Source organism: Actinokineospora lacus, assembly GCF_053813445.1.
In genome coordinates, this window is the sequence record NZ_JBQERA010000015.1 from 70,034 (window position 1) to 86,986 (window position 16,953).

The 16,953-nt window shown below is 74.4% G+C and carries 18 protein-coding genes; all 18 read left to right on the forward strand.

Features of this window, described 5'->3' with window-relative positions; genetic code table 11:
* Position 1: 1 nt before the first annotated feature.
* Entirely contained in the window at positions 2–1,363 is a 1,362-nt protein-coding gene (locus ACTG9Q_RS29105; RefSeq protein ID WP_455576125.1) for an MFS transporter, read from the forward strand.
* A gap of 24 nt (positions 1,364–1,387) precedes the next feature.
* Positions 1,388–1,576, forward strand: coding sequence for an MbtH family protein (locus ACTG9Q_RS29110; RefSeq protein ID WP_455576126.1), 189 nt, complete (start codon positions 1,388–1,390; stop codon positions 1,574–1,576).
* A complete protein-coding gene (locus ACTG9Q_RS29115; protein WP_455576127.1) occupies positions 1,573–1,806 on the forward strand; it encodes an acyl carrier protein in 234 nt (77 codons plus the stop codon). Before ACTG9Q_RS29110 ends, ACTG9Q_RS29115 begins: the two co-directional genes overlap by 4 nt.
* A 2-nt stretch (positions 1,807–1,808) precedes the next feature.
* Positions 1,809–3,377, forward strand: a complete 1,569-nt coding sequence (locus ACTG9Q_RS29120; RefSeq protein WP_455576128.1) for a hypothetical protein — start codon at positions 1,809–1,811, stop codon at positions 3,375–3,377.
* Positions 3,374–4,387: a 3-oxoacyl-ACP synthase III family protein gene (locus ACTG9Q_RS29125; protein WP_455576129.1), complete on the forward strand. Its 1,014-nt coding sequence runs from the start codon at positions 3,374–3,376 to the stop codon at positions 4,385–4,387. Before ACTG9Q_RS29120 ends, ACTG9Q_RS29125 begins: the two co-directional genes overlap by 4 nt.
* A 7-nt stretch (positions 4,388–4,394) precedes the next feature.
* On the forward strand, positions 4,395–6,257 hold the full coding sequence (locus ACTG9Q_RS29130; protein ID WP_455576130.1) for an HAD-IIIC family phosphatase: 1,863 nt from the start codon (positions 4,395–4,397) through the stop codon (positions 6,255–6,257).
* Positions 6,250–6,501 (forward strand): acyl carrier protein, encoded by a 252-nt coding sequence (locus tag ACTG9Q_RS29135; RefSeq protein ID WP_455576131.1) that lies wholly within the window; start codon positions 6,250–6,252, stop codon positions 6,499–6,501. The genes ACTG9Q_RS29130 and ACTG9Q_RS29135 overlap by 8 nt, the downstream gene beginning before the upstream one ends.
* On the forward strand, positions 6,498–6,911 hold the full coding sequence (locus ACTG9Q_RS29140; RefSeq protein WP_455576132.1) for a VOC family protein: 414 nt from the start codon (positions 6,498–6,500) through the stop codon (positions 6,909–6,911). Before ACTG9Q_RS29135 ends, ACTG9Q_RS29140 begins: the two co-directional genes overlap by 4 nt.
* Positions 6,912–6,986: 75 nt before the next feature.
* Entirely contained in the window at positions 6,987–7,778 is a 792-nt protein-coding gene (locus ACTG9Q_RS29145; protein ID WP_455576133.1) for a HipA family kinase, read from the forward strand.
* Positions 7,762–8,145, forward strand: coding sequence for a DUF3037 domain-containing protein (locus ACTG9Q_RS29150; protein WP_455576134.1), 384 nt, complete (start codon positions 7,762–7,764; stop codon positions 8,143–8,145). Before ACTG9Q_RS29145 ends, ACTG9Q_RS29150 begins: the two co-directional genes overlap by 17 nt.
* 313 nt (positions 8,146–8,458) lie before the next feature.
* Positions 8,459–9,709, forward strand: a complete 1,251-nt coding sequence (locus ACTG9Q_RS29155) for an ATP-grasp domain-containing protein (RefSeq protein ID WP_455576135.1) — start codon at positions 8,459–8,461, stop codon at positions 9,707–9,709.
* A 2-nt stretch (positions 9,710–9,711) separates the two neighbouring features.
* Positions 9,712–10,500, forward strand: coding sequence for a Rossmann-like domain-containing protein (locus tag ACTG9Q_RS29160; RefSeq protein ID WP_455576254.1), 789 nt, complete (start codon positions 9,712–9,714; stop codon positions 10,498–10,500).
* Positions 10,497–11,540: a PLP-dependent cysteine synthase family protein gene (locus ACTG9Q_RS29165; protein WP_455576136.1), complete on the forward strand. Its 1,044-nt coding sequence runs from the start codon at positions 10,497–10,499 to the stop codon at positions 11,538–11,540. The genes ACTG9Q_RS29160 and ACTG9Q_RS29165 overlap by 4 nt, the downstream gene beginning before the upstream one ends.
* Positions 11,537–12,556 (forward strand): dipeptide epimerase, encoded by a 1,020-nt coding sequence (locus ACTG9Q_RS29170; RefSeq protein ID WP_455576137.1) that lies wholly within the window; start codon positions 11,537–11,539, stop codon positions 12,554–12,556. Before ACTG9Q_RS29165 ends, ACTG9Q_RS29170 begins: the two co-directional genes overlap by 4 nt.
* On the forward strand, positions 12,553–13,710 hold the full coding sequence (locus ACTG9Q_RS29175) for an MFS transporter (protein ID WP_455576138.1): 1,158 nt from the start codon (positions 12,553–12,555) through the stop codon (positions 13,708–13,710). Before ACTG9Q_RS29170 ends, ACTG9Q_RS29175 begins: the two co-directional genes overlap by 4 nt.
* Positions 13,707–14,498, forward strand: a complete 792-nt coding sequence (locus ACTG9Q_RS29180; RefSeq protein WP_455576139.1) for a class I SAM-dependent methyltransferase — start codon at positions 13,707–13,709, stop codon at positions 14,496–14,498. Before ACTG9Q_RS29175 ends, ACTG9Q_RS29180 begins: the two co-directional genes overlap by 4 nt.
* Positions 14,495–16,009, forward strand: coding sequence for an ABC transporter substrate-binding protein (locus ACTG9Q_RS29185; RefSeq protein ID WP_455576140.1), 1,515 nt, complete (start codon positions 14,495–14,497; stop codon positions 16,007–16,009). The genes ACTG9Q_RS29180 and ACTG9Q_RS29185 overlap by 4 nt, the downstream gene beginning before the upstream one ends.
* The gene (locus tag ACTG9Q_RS29190; RefSeq protein ID WP_455576141.1) at positions 16,006–16,950 is read left to right on the forward strand and encodes an ABC transporter permease; all 945 of its coding nucleotides are present in this window, start codon (positions 16,006–16,008) and stop codon (positions 16,948–16,950) included. Before ACTG9Q_RS29185 ends, ACTG9Q_RS29190 begins: the two co-directional genes overlap by 4 nt.
* Positions 16,951–16,953 lie beyond the last annotated feature (3 nt).

Below are 16,953 nucleotides of genomic sequence, written 5' to 3' on the forward strand. Positions count from 1 at the left end.
AATGACGAAACGCCCCTCCGGATTCGGCGCCTTCACCATCATGTGGTTCGGGCAGATACTGTCCGCGCTCGGCACCCGCATGACCAACTTCGTCCTCGGCATCTGGGTGTGGCAGCAGACCGGCTCCGCCACCGAGATGGCCCTGATGATGTTCTTCGGCCTCGGCGCGACCGTGCTGTTCAGCCCCATCGCGGGCAGCATCGTCGACCGCTGGGACCGCAGGCTCACCATCGTCCTGAGCGACGTCGGGTCCATCGTGGTCACCTTCGGGCTGCTCGCGCTGTTCATGGCGGGCGACGCCCAGATGTGGCACCTGTACCTGGTGAACGCCGTCACCGGCGCGCTGCTGGCCATCCAGGTCCCGGCCTACTCCGCCGCCATCACCGTGATGATGGAAAAAGGTCAGTACACCAAGGCCAACGCCATGATGTGGGCCGTCCGCACGCTGCCGGTGATCTTCGCCCCGGCGCTGGCCGCCGCCTTCCTCTCCGCCACCGACATCACCGTCATCCTGCTCGTGGACGGCCTGACCTACGTCGTCGCGGTCATCGCGGTCTACCTGGTCGTGCTGCCGCCCAAGGTCCACTCCGACGAGCCGAGGACGGGCATGTGGCGCGACTCCCTCTACGGCTTCCAGTACATCCTGCGCCGCCCGCCGCTGCTGGCCCTGCAGGGCGTGCTGTTCGGGATCAGCCTGCTCGCCGCCGTCGGCTGGGCGCTGCTGGTGCCGCTGGTGCTGGCCCGCAGCGGCGGCGACGAGGGCACGCTCGGCCTGGTCCAGACCCTCGGCGCGGTCGGCGGTGTGCTGGGCGGGGTGCTGCTCGGGGTGCTCAAGTTCCCGCGCCGCAAGATGACCGTCGTGCTGGGCGCGATCCTCGGGTTCAGCATCCTCGGCCGCATCCTCTACGGCGTCGGGGACGGCTGGGTCGCCTGGTCGGCGGGGCTGTTCTTCGTGCAGCTGTTCATCCCGTTCATCGACGGCCTCGCCCAGACCATCTGGCAGGAGAAGGTCGAGCCCGCCGTGCAGGGCCGGGTGTTCGCCGCCCGGCTGTTCATCGAGAACCTGTCCATCCCCATCGGCATGCTGGCCGCGGGCCCGCTGGCCGACCACGTCTTCGAGCCCGCGATGACCGAGGGCGGCGCGCTCGCGGGCACCTTCGGCTGGCTGGTCGGCACCGGTCCCGGCGCGGGCATCGGCCTGATGTTCGTGATCGTCGGCGTGCTCGGGGTGGCCGTCGGCGCCGCGGGCTGGTTCGCCAAGTCCGTCCGCGAGGTCGAGACCCTCGTGCCCGACCACGACGCCGAACCCGCCGCCGAACCCGCTTCTGGGCCCGCCAAGCCCGCGCCCGCGCTCGTCGACTGACCACTCCAGGGAGGAGAAACCACCATGAGCACCGAGTTCCACTACCGGGTCGTCGTCAACGACGAGCAGCAGTACGCGCTCTGGCCCGCCCACAAGGCCGCCGCCACCGGCTGGCGCGACGCCGGGTTCGCCGGGGACAAGGCCGCCTGCCTCGACCACGTCGGTCGCGTGTGGACGGACATGCGGCCGCTGAGCCTGCGGGGGCGGTCATGACCGTCGAGTTCGCCCGCGTGGTCGCGGGCGCCCTGGACGTCGACCCTGCCCTGGTCGTCGACACCGCGGGGCCCGACACCCTGGCCACCTGGACCAGCATGCGGCACATCCAGCTGATCGTGTCCCTTGAGGAGGCCTACGGGCTGTCCTTCGACTACCAGCAGATCGCGGGCGTGCGCACCATCGGCGACGTGCGCGGCGTGCTGCGCGCCAACGGGGCGGAGGTGTAGCGATGACCGAGACCACCGACCTGGCCGCGGTCCGCACCCGCTGGCAGGACATCGCCAAGGTGCCCGCCGCCCCCGTGCTGCGGATCGCGCTGCTGGCCAGTTACACCGCCGACCCGCTGACGCCCTACCTGGGCGTGGCGCTCACCGACGCCGGGCTCGCGCCGCAGGTGCGGGTGGCGCCGTTCAACCAGATCGTCCAGCAGTGCCTGGACGACGACTCCGCCACCGCCCGGCACCGCCCGGACGTGCTCGTCGTGGCCCCCCGGCTCGAGGAGCTGGCGGCCGACCCGGCCGACTACGCCGCCGAGCTGGCGCACGCGGTGGACGCCGCGGCCGCCGCGGCCCGGCGGTGGCGGGCCTGCCTGGTCGTGGTGCTCCCCGCGGTCCCGGAGCACCGCGCCCGCGGCGCGCTCGACGACAGCCTGCCCGGCTCCGTCCCCGCCGCCGCGGTGGCGGCAAGGGAGCTGGTGCGGGCCCGGCTGGCCGAGCGCCCGGACGCCTGGGTGGTCGACGCCGAGCAGGCGGTGCGGGCGGTGGGCGCCCGCGCCGCGCACCACCCGGCGCTGTTCCGCTTCGCCCGCATCCCCTACACCGAGTCCGTGTTCGCCGAGCTGGCCGCCCAGATCGCGGGCGTGCTGCGCGCGGTCTTCGGCGCCACGCCCCGCGCGGTGGCCCTGGCCGGGACCGCCGACGCCGGGCTGATCGCGGCGCTGCGGGCGGCGGGCGCCCGGATCGGCGGCTGGGGCCCGGTCGGCGACGCCGCCGACCTGCTGGACGCGTGGACGCCCGCCGCGGACCCGGCGGGACTCGCCGCCGCGCTCGGCGTGCCACCGGACTCCCTCGCCCTGATCGACGCGACCCCCGCGGCAGGCGCCCCCGCGGCGCCCGGCCACCCGGCCGGGCTTGCCGGCGACGCGGCCGTGGTGCCGGGCCGCTCGGTTGGGCCCGCCGGTGACGCGGTCGAGACACAGGGCCACCCGGTCGGGCTTGCCGGTGACACGGCCGTGGTGGCGTGGCCGGGTCCGGTCGTGCGGCTTGGCCCCGTGGCCGAGGCGTGGCCCGGCGAGCTGCGCCGGGCCGGGCTGCTGGACCGGCTGCCCGTCCCTGCGCCCCCGCCCCCGGCGGTCGCGGCGGTCACCGAGGCCGCGACGCCGTCGCTGGCCGACTTCGTGGCCGGGCTGCGGCTGGAGGTCGAGTGCGAGCCGGTGCGGCCGGACACCGCGGCGAAGGTCGCCGAGGTGGTCAGCCGGGCCAAGGACTTCACCCTCGGCCACGACGGCCAGGACCTGGCCGACCCCGGCCGCGAGCTGATCGCGGTACGGGTGCGCGACCGGTTCGGCGACTACGGCATCAGCGGCGCCGTCGGCGTCCGCAGGGTCGGTGGGGAGCGCGTCGTCGACGTGTTCTCACTGTCCTGTGTGGTCCTCGGCAAGGGTGTGCAGGACCGGGTGCTGGCCGCGCTGCGCGACGGCGGACCGCTGGCCGTGCGCTACCGGCGCACCCCGCACAACCAGGTGGCCACCGCGTTCCTCGCGGCGGCCGACGAGCTGAGGATGGAGGAAGTCCGGTGACCGACTTCGGGATCGTGGCGTTCGGGCACGTGCTCGGTGAGCCCGTGGCCGTGGCCGACGCCGCTGCCGACTACACCGACGACGTGGAGCGCGTGCTCAGCTGGGGCTACCGCGGCTTCCACCGCGCCGCCGACGGGGTCGGCCTGACCGACCTGGCCGCGCGCGCCGCCGACCTCGCCCTGGCGAACGCCGGGGTGAGCGCCGACGAGGTGGACCTGGTCGTGCTGGCCATGTCCGACATCGCCGAGTACCTCTACTGGGACCCGGCGGGGGCCACCCAGGCCCGGATCGGCGCCTCCCGCGCCGAGGCCGTGCTGCTGACCCAGGCGTGCGGCGGGGGAGTGGCCGCGTTCGACACGGTGGCGGGCAAGTTCGCCACCCACCCGGACTACCGCACCGCGCTGATCATCGGCGCCAACCGGGTCGCCGAGCCGTACTGGAACCGAATGGAGATCAACACCAGCGTCTTCTCCGACGGCGCGGCCGCCGCCGTGGTCCGCCGCGGCCATCCCCGGCTGCGCTGGCTGGCCACCGAGGTGATCAGCGACGGCCGCTACGCCGACTTCATGCGCATGGACATCGGCGCGGCCGCCCGCCCGTTCACCGGGCAGGACCCGTCCGAGGTCGCGGTGAAGAGCCCGACCGCGCGGCTGGAGGAGTTCTTCGCCGGGGACATCCGCCGGATGTTCGAGTTCGTCTCCACGATCCGCGCCAACAACCACGAGGTCGTCCGCCGGGCGTGCGCCCGCGTCGGCATCGCCCCGGCCGAGCTGGCCCGGCTCATCCACCTCCACGACAACGTCCAGGCGCTGACCCTGATGGCCAAGGACCTGGACATGACCCTGGAGTGGACGAACTCGGAGGTGGCCGTCACCCACGGCCACGTCGGCTGCGCCGACCAGCTGCTCTCCCTGGAGCACTACGCCACCGGGCTCGCCGCTGGCGACGTGGTGGCCCTGACCAGCACCGCCAGCGGCATGCACTGGCTGTGCACGCTGCTCTCGATCTGAGGACACGATGCGACCCCAAACGCTGCTCGCCCGGGTGCGCGGACTCGCCGCCCCCGGCGCCGCGCCCGACCCGACCCTGCTCGCCGACCTCGGCGCGCTCACCGACATCCCCACCCTGCTGGAGGCCGGGCGGCTGCTGGCCACGGTGCCCGGCGAGCTGCTGGGCGCCCGCCGCGCGCTGCGGGTGGCGGTCACCGGCACCTTCACCGCGGCGGGCGTCGCCCCGCTGCTGCGGATCGCGCTGCTGCGCGGCGGCATCGCCCCGCAGATCCACGTCTCCGGCTTCGACCAGCTCGCGGTGGACCTGACCAGCCCGGACTCGGCGCTCGCCGCGTTCGACCCGCAGGTCACCCTGTGCCTGACCCACGACGACTGGTACCTGCCCGCCGACTGGGACCCCACCGACATCGCCGGGCTCGCCGACGCGCTGCGGCTGCGGGTGTCCAGCCTGGAGCACGCCGTCGGCTCCTACACCGGGCGCGCGGGCTCGGCCGTGCTCGTGCACACCGTGCCGCTCTCGCCCGCGCACTACCGAAGCGTCATCGCCTTCGACGCGCGGGCCGCACTCGGGCGGGCCTGGCGGGAGCTGAACAGCGACCTGCTGGGCCTGGCCGAGCGGCACGGGCGGGTGCACGCCCTCGACCTGGAGGCCGTGCTGGTCGACACGCCCGCCGCCCCGCGCGACGAGCGCCTCTACCGCTTCGCCAGCGCCGCGTGGTCCCCGGAGGCGGAGCTGCGCTACGCCGAGGAGGCCGCCGCGTTCTGCCGGGCGGTGCTCGGCGTCGGCAAGAAGGTGCTGGCGCTGGACCTGGACAACACCGTGTGGGGCGGGGTCGTCGGCGACGACGGCCCGACCGGCATCCAGGTCGGCCCGCTGTACCCCGGAAACTGCTTCACCGCCGTGCAGCGGCGGGCGGTGGCGCTGCGCAAGCAGGGCGTGATTCTCGCGCTGTGCAGCAAGAACGAGGCCACCGTGGTGGACGCGGTGCTGAACGAGCACCCGGACCTGGTGCTGCGCCCGGCCGACATCGCCGCCCGCGCGGTGAACTGGCACCCGAAGGACCAGAACCTCCGCCACCTCGCCACCCAGCTGAACCTCGGCCTCGACAGCTTCGTCTTCGCCGACGACAGCCGCTTCGAGACCGAGCTGGTCCGCGGCGCCATCCCCGAGGTCACCGTCCTGCACCTCGACGGCGACCCCGCCGACCACCTCGGCGCGCTGTCGCGGCCCGGCCTGTTCGAGGTCCTGACCATCACCGACACCGACCGCGAGCGCACCACCCTCTACCAGGCCCGCGCCGAGCGCACCCAGGCCGAGACAGAGTTCGGCTCGGCCGAGGACTACCTGCGCAGCCTGGACCTGCGGGTCGCGGTGCGCCCCGCCGACGAGTTCAGCCTGCCCCGCCTGGTGCAGCTCGGCGGGCGCACCAACCAGTTCACCATGGTCGGCGCCGCCCACCCGGAGGCCCGCACCCGCGAGATGGCCGCGGCCGACGACGCCGTCATCCTGGTCTTCGAGGTGTCCGACCGGTTCGGCCGCGAGGGCGTCGTCGGCGGTGTCTGGGTGTCGCGGCACCCGGACCACTGGCTCATCGAGAACTTCGTGATGAGCTGCCGCGTCTTCACCCGCGGCGTGGAGCAGACCGTGCTCCAGCACGTCCTGGACCTGGCGCTGGCCGACGGGGTGTCCCGGGTGGAGGCGGACTTCCGCGCCACCGGCCGCAACCTGCCCGCCGCCGCGTTCTACCCGTCGGTCGGCTTCGGCGCCCTCGCGCTGGACGACGACCGCACCCGCTACACCCTGCCCCTGAACCCGCGCCCGCACGTCCGTCCTGACTGGACGACACTGGAGGTAGTCACCCATGCCTGAGGTCACCACGGTCCTCACCGAGGTCGCCGACCTGCTCAGCCAGGTCACCGACCACCCGGCCGCCGACATCGCCGCCGACTCCCGCTTCGACGCCCTCCCCGACTGGAGCAGCTACGCGGCCCTGCGGCTGCTGACCGGCATCGAGCAGCACTTCGGGGTCCGGCTGAACCTCCAGCGGTACTTCGCCATCAAGGACGTGGGCGCCCTCGCCGCCGCGATCACCGCCGCGAGGGCAGCGGCGTGATCCTGCGCATGGACCACATCGGCCTGGTCACCGCCGACCTGCCCGGCGCGGCCGCCGCGCTGGGGCTGCTGGACATGAAGCTCACCTACGACGGGCACGTGGAGACCTTCGGCGTCGACACCCAGTTCTGGCAGCGGCCCGGCGACCAGGCGTCCATCGAGCTGGTCTGCCCGAGCACCCCGAGCGCCGCCGTCAGCGGCCACCTCAAGCGCAGCGGCCCCGGCCTGCACCACGTCGCCTACGAGGTCGACGACATCGACGCCGACCTCCCGGCCCTGCTGGCCCGCGGCGCCGTCCCGGTGGACGAACACCCCTGCCGCGGCGGCAGACCGGGCCTGCGGGTGGCGTTCGTCCACTTGGGACCGGCCAGCAACCTCCTGGTGGAACTGGTGGACTACGGCAACGCGTGACCCCCACCGGGGTGGCGGCCCGCTCGACGGCCACCACCCCGACGGGGCGCCGGGCCGGTCGGGCAGGATGCGGGGGTGGCTTCTGCTGAGCTGCGGGTCGTCGCGGCCACCCGCTATGTGACCCCGCTGCGCGAGGGCGGGTCGCTGCCCGGCCTGGTCGAGGCCGACGACCTCGGCATGTACGTGGTGAAGTTCCGCGGTGCGGGCCAGGGCCTCAAGGCGCTGGTGGCCGAACTGGTGGTGGGGGAGCTGGCGCGGGCGCTGGGGTTCCGCGTGCCGGAGATCGTGCTGGTCGACCTCGACCCCGAGCTGGGGCGCGTCGAGCCGGACGAGGAGGTCCAGGAGCTGCTCAACGCCTCCGGGGGCCGCAACCTCGGGCTGGACTACCTGCCGGGTTCCTTCGACTTCACCCCGCTGGTCCGCGACCCCGGGCCGGACCTGGCCGCGCGGCTGCTGTGGCTGGACGCGCTCACCCTCAACGTCGACCGCAGCTGGCGCAACCCGAACCTGCTGCTCTGGCACCGCGACGTCTGGCTCATCGACCACGGCGCCGCGCTGTACTTCCACCACCGCTGGGGTCCGGGCTGGGCGCCCGCCGCGCACTACCGCTATGAGGCCGCCGACCACGTCATGCTCCCGGTCGCCGGTCCCGTCACCGAGGCCGACCGCGACCTCGCGCCCCAGGTCACCCCGGCCCTGCTGGCCGAGGTGCTCGCCCTGGTCCCCGACGACTGGCTGACCGCCGACGGCGCGTTCCCCGACGCCGCGGCCGCGCGCGCCGCGTACACCGCCTACTTCTCCGCCCGCGTGGCGGATTCGGCGACCTGGGTCGAGACGCTGGAGGCCACCCGTGCCGCACGTGTTTGAGTACGCGCTGCTGCGCGCCGTCCCCCGCCAGGACCGCGGCGAGGCCATGAACGTCGGCGTGGTCCTCTACTGCGCCGCCCTGGACTACCTGCGCTGCCGCACGCACGTCGACCCCGACCGCCTGCGCGCCCTCGACCCGGCGATCGACCTGGACACCCTGACCGACACCCTGGACCACCTCGGCGCCACCTGCCGCGGCGGCGCGGGCCCGGTCACCGCCATCCCCACGGGCAAACGCTTCCGCTGGCTCACCGCCCCCCGCAGCACCCTGCTCCAGACCTCCCCCACCCACTCCGGCCTCACCGACGACCCCGACACCGAGCTGACCCGGATGTTCGAGCACCTGGTCCTGCCGATCAAGCACTGACCCCCGGGACGATCCGACGCCATTGCCCGCTTGGTGAGAGCACCACCCCCGCGGCGAGAACCGCGACCAGCACGGCGACGACGGCGATGGCCCACTGTGGAGTACCCGGACAGCGCGCGCCTTGGACGGGCTCGGTCGATCACGCTCACCCCGCCACCGTGGCGAACCAGGCAGGCCGCCGAGGGTGTGAAGCGATAATCGTTTCCATATAGCCTGACCTGCGAGGGCGCGTCGAGAACAGGGGTCGCTGCTGCCCAGGGAATGACAATGATTATCATTCCCTGGTCGTGACCGTTCCGCGCCAGGAGGACATGTGGCTCACCTGTTGATGATCGAGAGCTGGGTCGGCGCCATGAGCTCGCTGCTGCCCAGGGCGGTCGGCGAGAGCGGGCACCGGTTCACCTTCCTGACCCGCGACCTGCACCACTACCTGCGGTCGGCGCCCGCGAACCCGCACCCGCTGCTGGCCGCGGCCAACGTGCTCACCGCGGAGACCAACGACCTGCCCGGCCTGCTCGACCACGTCGAGCGCCTGCACGGCGTCCTCGGGTTCGACGGGGTGGTGTCCTCCTGCGACTACTACCTGCCGACCGTCGCGCGGGTCGCCGCGCGGCTCGGGCTGCCAGGGTCGGCGCCGGAGGCCGTCGAACGGGCCTGCCGCAAGGACCTCACCCGCGCCGCCTTACGCGAGGCCGGGGTGCCCGGCCCGCGGTTCGCCCTGGCGCACGACTGGCCCGCGACCCGCGAGGCCGCCGCCGGGCTCGGCTACCCGCTGGTGGTCAAGCCCGTCGACCTCTGCGCCGGGATGCACGTGCGCGAGGTCGCCGACGAGGCCGGGCTGCGCGAGGCGTTCGCCGCGCTGGAGGCGTTCCCGGTCAACGCGCGCGACCAGCCCAGGGTGCGGGCCGTGCTGCTGGAGGAACTGCTGACCGGCCCCGAGGTGAGCGTGGAGAGCGTCACGGTGGACGGCGTCACCCACGTCGTCGGCGTCACCGACAAGAGCGTCGGGGGCAGGCCGTGGTTCGTGGAGAGCGGGCACATGTTCCCCGCCGACCTGCCCACCGCCGAGGCGGAAGCCGTCGCGGTGGCGGCGATCGGGGCGCTCGGGCTGGACCGCGCCGTCGCGCACACCGAGCTCAAGCTGACCCCGGGCGGCCCACGGGTCGTCGAGGTCAACCCCCGGCCCGCGGGCAACCAGATCACCGAGCTCGTCCGCCGCGTCACCGGCATCGACCTGCCCGCCGCCCACGCCCGGCTGGCCATCGGCGAACACCCCGACCTCACCCCCGCCGACACCGGCGTGCGCAGCGCGGCGATCTCGTTCCTGCTGCCGCCGCGCGCGGGCGTGGTGGCCGGTGTCCGGGGCGCCGACGCCCTCGCGGCGGCGCCGGGCGTGGCCGAGTGGTCGGTGAAGCAGCCGGGGCACCGCGCGGGCGACCCGACGAGCAACAACAGCTACCTCGGCCACGTGCTGGTGACCGACCGGGCCGGGCTGGGCGCGCGGGCGCGGGCCGAGGCGCTCGTCGGCGGCCTGTCGGTCGACTACGCCGGGGAGCAGGCGTGACCATGGCCGACCTGCTGGACCTGGTCCGCGGCGGCGCCTGGGGACCGGACCCGGCCGCGTGCCCGGTGAGCGTCGGGTTCACCACCCGCCAAGGCGTCCGGCACGCCACCCGAGGGCGGTCCTACCGCAACACCGTGGTCAGCCTGCGCGTGGCGGAGGCCGTCGGCTCCTGCGCGGTCGAGCGCATCGACGACGACGAGGTGTACGACTGCGTCGGCCGCACGGTGCTCGACCTGCTCGATCACTCGAACCCCGCGCTGCGCACGGCGGCGCTGGACGCCTACCTCATGCACGTCCGCCCGCCCGCGCTCTCCGGCGCGAAGCCGGTGACCGTCGGGCCGGGCACGTCGCTGGAGAAGTCCCTGGCGCGCGCCGGGGCCGTGGTCGACCTGCTCGACCCGGCTCCCGGTGACCGGGTGCTGGTGGTCGGCGTCGTCAACTCGCTGCTGCACCACCTGCGCGAGCGCGGCGTCGGCTACGTGCCGTGCGACCTCAAGGGCGGCCGCACGGAGTGGGACGAGCCGATCCTGGCCGACGCCGAGAGCGCCGTCGACGGCTGCGACCTGGTGCTCGCCTCGGGGATGACCGTCGGCAACGGCACGTTCGAACCGCTGCTGCGGCGGGCATCGGCGGCGGGCGTCCCCGTGGTGATGTTCGCGCAGACGGCCTGCGCGGTGCTGCCGTGGTTCATCGGGCACGGCGTGCGGGCGGTGTCGGCCGAGCCGTACCCGTTCTTCTGGCTCGACGGCGGCCCCACGACGATCCACCAGCACACGGAGCGCCCCTCGTGAACCCGCGCCTGCTCGACCTGCTCGGCCACAGCCCCGTGGTCCGCGTGGACATCCCGCTGCCGCACCGGCACGGCGGCTTCTGGGCGAAGCTGGAGTGCCTGAGCGCGGGCGGCATGAAGGCCCGCCCGGCGGTGTCCATGCTGCTCGCGGCCAGGGAGCGCGGCGAGCTGCGGCCCGGCGCCGTGGTGGTGGAGTCGACCAGCGGCACGCTCGGCCTCGGCCTCGCCTTCGCGGGCCAGGCGCTCGGGCACCCGGTCGTGCTGGTGGTCGACTCCGAGCTGGAACCGTCGATGCGCGCCCTGCTGCGCGCCCACGGCGCCCGCCTGGAGGTGGTGGACCGCCCGCACCCGGTCGGCGGCTGGCAGCAGGCCCGGCTGGACCGGCTGCGCGCGGTGCTGGCCGAGCACCCCGGCGCCTACTGGCCCGACCAGTACAACAACCCCGACAACCCGGCGGGCTACGCCGGGCTGGCGCGGGAGCTGGTCGCGCAGCTGGACCCGGTCGACGTGCTCGTGTGCAGCGTCGGCACCGGCGGGCACAGCGCGGGCGTGATCGCCGAGTTGCGCAGGCACTGGCCGCGGGTGCGGCTGATCGGCGTGGACGCGGTCGGCTCCGCCATCTTCGGCCAGCCCGCGCGGGCCCGGGTGATGCGGGGGCTGGGCAGCAGCATCCACCCGGGCAACGTCGCCCACGCCGAGTTCGACGAGGTGCACTGGCTCGGCCCGGTGGAGGTGGTGAACGCGTGCCGCCTGCTGGCCCGCGGCGCGTTCGTCAGCGGCGGGTGGAGCACCGGCGCGGTCGCGCTGGTCGCGGCCTGGGTGGCCAGGGTCGAGCCGGGCGCCGTGGTGGCGACGGTGTTCCCCGACGGCCCGCACCGGTACCTCGGCACGATCTTCGACGACGACTTCTGCCGCGGCCGCGGGCTGCTGGGCCCGGCCGCGGACCGGCCGGTGGAGATCGGCGAACCAGATTCGGTCGAGGCGGTGGCGTGGACGCGGTGCCGATCCGTCGCCGCGCCCAGGGTGGCGGTGCCCGCGTGAGGCTCGACTGGGAGGTCTACGGCCTCGACCTCAGCGCACCGCTGCGCATCTCCAGGTCGGTGATGGCCCGCCGGGACGCCGTCCGGGTCGTGGTGGAGCACGACGGTCTGCGCGGTCACGGCGAGGTCGTGACAAGTGTCTACTACGGACTGGACTTGGCCGGGATCGCCGCGGTGCTGGAGAACCTGCGCCCGGTCCTCGCCGACGCGGCCGAACCCGAGACCGCGCTCGACGCGCTGCACGGGGGAACCTGGCCTGCCGGGGTGCGGGCGGCGGTCGACGCCGCGCTGCACGACCTGATCGCGCGGCGGCGCGGTGTCCCGGTGCACGCGCTCGCGGGTGTGCCGCGATGGCAGGACACCCCCACCGCCCACACCATCGGCATCACCACGCCGGAGGACGCCGCCGCACAAGCGGAATCGCTGGCGCGGCGCGGTTTCTCGGTGCTCAAGGTGAAGGCCGGGACCGAGTGCGACCTCGCCGCGGTGGCCGCCGTCCACGCCGCCGCGCCGCACGCCCGGCTGCTGCTCGACCCCAACGGCGGCTGGAGCGCGGAGGAGACGGTGCGGACCGTCGAGCGCCTCACCGCGTCCGGGGTCGTGCTGGACGCGGTGGAGCAGCCCATCCCGCCGGGCGACCCGGGCGCCCTGGCCTGGGTGCGCCAGCGGTGCCCCGTGCCGCTCATCGCCGACGAGGACGCCGCCACCCCGGCCGACGTCCGGCGGCTGGCGGGCGCGGTGGACGGGGTCAACGTCAAGCTCGCCAAGTGCGGCGGCATCCGGCCCGCCCTGGCGGTCATCTCCGCCGCCCGCGCCGCGGGCCTGGACGTGATGCTCGGCTGCCTGGTCGCCAGCACGCTGGGCATCGCGCCCGCCGTCCACCTCACCGGCCACGCCCGCTGGGTCGACCTCGACGGGCACCTGCTGCTCGCCGACGACCCGTGGACGGGCATCGGCGGCGAGGACGGCACGCTGCGGCTCGCGGGCGCGGCCGGACTCGGCGTGGCACGGCGATGACCCGGTTACCTCTGGCGGTGCGGCTGCTGCTGGTCAACCAGTTCGCCGTGAACACCGGCTTCTTCCTGCTCATCCCGCACCTCGCCGCGCACCTGGGCGCGCTGGGCATGTCGGCGGCGGTGATCGGCGTGGTGCTGGGCGTGCGCACGCTGAGCCAGCAGGGCCTGTTCCTGGTGGGCGGCACGGTGTCCGACCGGCTCGGGCCGCGCGCGGCGATCCTGGCGGGCTGCGGTCTGCGCGCGGTCGGGTTCGGCCTGTTCGCCGTGGGCGACTCGCTCCCGGTGGTGCTCGGCGCTTCCGCGCTCAGCGGCGTCGCGGGCGCGTTGTTCAACCCGGCGGTGCGCTCCTACGTGGCCCTGGAGTCCGGCGCCGCGCGCACCGAGGCGTTCGCCCGGTTCAACGTCTACGGCCAGGCGGGCGCCCTGGTCGGGCCGGTGCTGGGCGGCGTGCTGCTGCTGTGGGACTTCCGGCTCGCCGCCGTGGTGGCGGCCGGGATCTTCGCGGCGCTGACCGTCGCGCAGGCCGTGGCGCTGCCCGCGCGCGCGGCCACCCGCCGGGACGGGACGGTCCTGGGCGACTGGCGCGAGTGCCTGGCCAACCGCCGGTTCATCGCGTTCACCTGCGTGCTGAGCGGGGTGTTCGCCCTGCAGAACCAGCTCTACCTGCTGCTCCCGCTGCGCGCGCAGGAGGCCGTCGGGCCGTCGGGCGTGGTGGCCCTGTTCCTGGTGTCCACCACCGCCACCCTGCTGTTCCAGGTCCGGGTCACCCGCGCGCTGTCGCGGTGGGCGCGCGGACCGGCGATCGCCACGGGCGTGGCCGTGATGGGGGCGGGGTTCCTGGTGCCCGCCGCGTGGCCGGGGTTCGTGCCGGTGCTGCTGGCGGCGCTGGGACTGGCGGTCGGGGTGATGATCGCCCACCCGTTCGTCTACGACCTGATCCCGTCGTTCGGGCCGTCGAGCCTGTCCGGCACCTACTTCGGCATGTTCTACCTGGGGTCGGGGATCGCCGCGACGCTCGGCAACGCCCTCATCGGGTGGGTGCTCGGGTCAGGCGACCGGCCGGCGGCGCTGCTGTGCGCCGCGATCGGGCTCGTCACCGCCGGGGGCGTGCTGTGCCTGCACCGCCGCGGCGCCCTCGCGGAGGTCACCGGATGAACCTGCTCACCGACAACCCGGAACTCTACGAGCACCAGTTCCCCGACCCGGGGCACCTCGCGGCGCGGTTCGCGCACGACATCGTGACGCGGTTCGGCGGCGGCGGGGACCTGCTCGACGTCGGCTGCGGCACCGGCCGCGACGCGGGATGGCTGGCCCGCAACGGATACCGCGTGTCCGCGGTGGACAGTTCAGCGCGGATGGTGGCGCACGTGCGCGAGCACCACCCGATGGTCGACGCCGTCGTCGGCGACATGCGCGCCTTCGCCCTCGGCCGCCGGTTCGACGTCGTCACCTGCCTGGACAGCGCGCTGCTGTACTGCCACACCAACGCCGACCTCGACGCGTTCCTCGGCCGCTGCCGGGAGCACCTCGTGCCCGGCGGGCTGCTCGTCGCGGAGATGCGCAACGGCGCGTTCTTCCTCGGCAGCACCGAGCTGCTCGACGCCCCGCGCACCCGCTCGGTGACCTGGCGCGGCACCGAGTACACCTCGCGCACCGAGCTGTGGGTCGACCACGCCGCCCAGCTGCTGCGCCGCCGCCGCGAGTGGACCTGGGCCGGGCTCGGCGAGCCGCTGGCGCAGACCTCCGCGTGGCGGCTGCTGTTCCCCCAGGAGCTGCGCCACCTGCTCGACCTCGCCGGGTTCGACGTCCTGGCCCTGTTCGACACCCCCGGCCCGCGCACCGACCCGCCGTGGCACGCGGGCGCCCCGCTGGGCGCGGCCCTCTCCGGCGACCGGCTCCACGTCGTGGCGCGTCTGCGTCCCCACCGAAAGGAACGACCATGAACCTGAACCGCCGCGGTTTCCTCGGCCTCACCGCGGGCCTGTCCGCCGCCACCCTCGCCGGGTGCGGCACCTCGACCGCCTCCCGCGGCGGCGGCAGGCTGCGCGCCGCGTTCGCGGGCGGCGGCGCCAAGGAGGTCCTCGACCCGCACCTGGCCAACCTGTTCGTGGAAGCCGCGCGGTCCAAGGCGATGTTCGACAAGCTCGCCGACCTCGGCGACGACGTGTCCCCGCGGCCCCGGCTGGCCGAGAAGTGGGAGCCCAGCGCGGACCTGACCCGCTGGCGGATCACCCTGCGCCAGGCGGTGTTCCACAACGGCGCGCCCGTGCGGTCCCAGGACGTGCTCGCCAGCTACGCGCGCGTCCTCGACCCGGCCCGCGCCTTCCGCGCCAAGTCCAGCCTCGCGCTGGTCGACCTGCCGAACAGCCGCGCGGTCGATGACCGGACCGTGGAGTTCGCGCTCAAACGGCCGTTCGTGGAGTTCCCCAACGCCCTGGCCGCGTTCGGCGCGTACATCGTGCCCGAGGGCGCCGAGGACTTCACCCGCCCGGTCGGCTCGGGCCCGTTCAGCTTCGTGTCGTTCCAGCCGGGCCGCTCCACGCTGCTCAAGGCCAACCCCGACTACTGGGAGTCCGCGCCGCTGCTGGACGAGCTGGAGTTCGTCATCGCCAACGACGAGTCCGCGCGCGCCAACGCCCTGCTGGGCGGGCAGGTCGAGTACGCCCACGACCTGACCCCGACCACGGCCCGCAGCCACGGCGGCGGCGACCGGGTGGCGATCCACCGCTCCCCGAACAGCGCGGCGCAGGCGTTCGCCATGAAGCTGGACCGCCCGCCGTTCGACAACCGCGACCTGCGGGAGGCGATGTTCCTGCTCGCCGACCGCGGTCAGCTCGTGGAGTCGGTGCTGGCGGGCAGCGGGCAGGTCGGCAACGACCTGTTCGGCAAGGGCTACCAGCACTACGCCGAGGACATCCCGCAGCGCGAGCGCGACCTCGACCGGGCGCGGCACCTCATCCGCAAGGCAGGCGCCGAGGGCCTGACCGTCACGCTGGACACCTCCGCCGCGGCGGCCGGGATGGTCGAGGCCGCCACGGTCTTCGCCGACCAGGTGAAGGGGTCCGGGCTGACCATCGAGGTGGGCATGGGCAACAAGGACAGCTACTGGTCCGACACCCTCAAGAACGGCTCGCTGTCCAGCTTCCGCTCCGGCGCCATGCCGATCGAGACCCACATCGCGCAGCGCCTGCTCAGCGGGTCGGGCACCAACGTGACGAAGTGGGCGCGGCCGGACTTCGACGCGCTGTACGAGAAGGTGGTGTCCACTTCGGACGCCGCGCAGCGCGCCGACGCCTACCGGCAGATGCAGCGCACCCTGCACGCCGAGGGCGGCTACCTCATGTGGGGCTTCGCCGACTGGATCGTCGGGACGGCCCCGAAGGTCGGCGGCATCGCCACCGCGCCCGCCAACACCCTGGACTGGGCCCGGTTCGACCGGGTGTGGCTGGGGTGAGCCTGGGCGCCTACGCGGCGCGGCGGCTCGCGCTGGGCACCGTCCAGGTGCTCGCCGTCGTCACCGCCGTCTTCCTGCTCGTGCAGGCGCTGCCCGGCGACGCGGCGGTCGCGCTGGCCGGGGACAACCCGGACCCGGAGCGGGTCGCGCAGATCCGGGCGGCGATGGGCCTCGACCGGCCCGCGCCGGAGCGGTTCGCCGAGTGGCTGTCCGGGCTGGCCCGGCTGGACTTCGGCGTCTCGCTGGTCTCCGGGCGGCCGGTCGGGGAGTTCCTGCTCGACGGCGTCGGCCCAACAGTGGTGCTGGCGGCGCTCACCCTGGTGCTGCTGCTGCCGATCGCCGTGCTGGTCGGGGTGCTGGCGGCGCTGCGCGAGGGCAGCGTCGCCGACCGGGTGCTGACCACGATCAGCGTGGGGCTGCACTCGATCCCGGAGTTCGCCTTGGCGGTGGTGCTGATCGCGCTGTTCGGCGTGCACCTGGGGTGGCTGCCGCCGACGGCGGTCGGCGCGGACCTGGCCGCGCAGCCCGAGGTGCTCGTGCTGCCGCTGCTGGTCCTGCTGGCCCGCCCGATCTGCTCCATCAGCCGACTCGTCCGCGCGGGCATGCTCGACGCGCTCGCCTCGGACTACGTGCGCCACGCCCGCAGGCTGGGCCTCAACCTCACCCGGGTCCGCCTCACCCACGCCCTGCCGAACGCGCTCGCGCCTGCCGTGCAGCAGGTCGCCCGCACCACGGACTGGCTGCTGGGCGGCGTGATCGTGGTGGAGGCGGTGTTCGTGATCCCCGGCCTGGGCACCACCCTGGTCGACGCCGTCGCCGGGCGCGACCTGCCGGTGGTGCAAGGACTGGCCGTCGTCTTCGCCGTCACCACGATCACCGTGAACCTCCTCGCCGACCTGGTCGCGTTCCGCCTGGCACCCCGGACGGAAGTCGCGCTGTGAGGC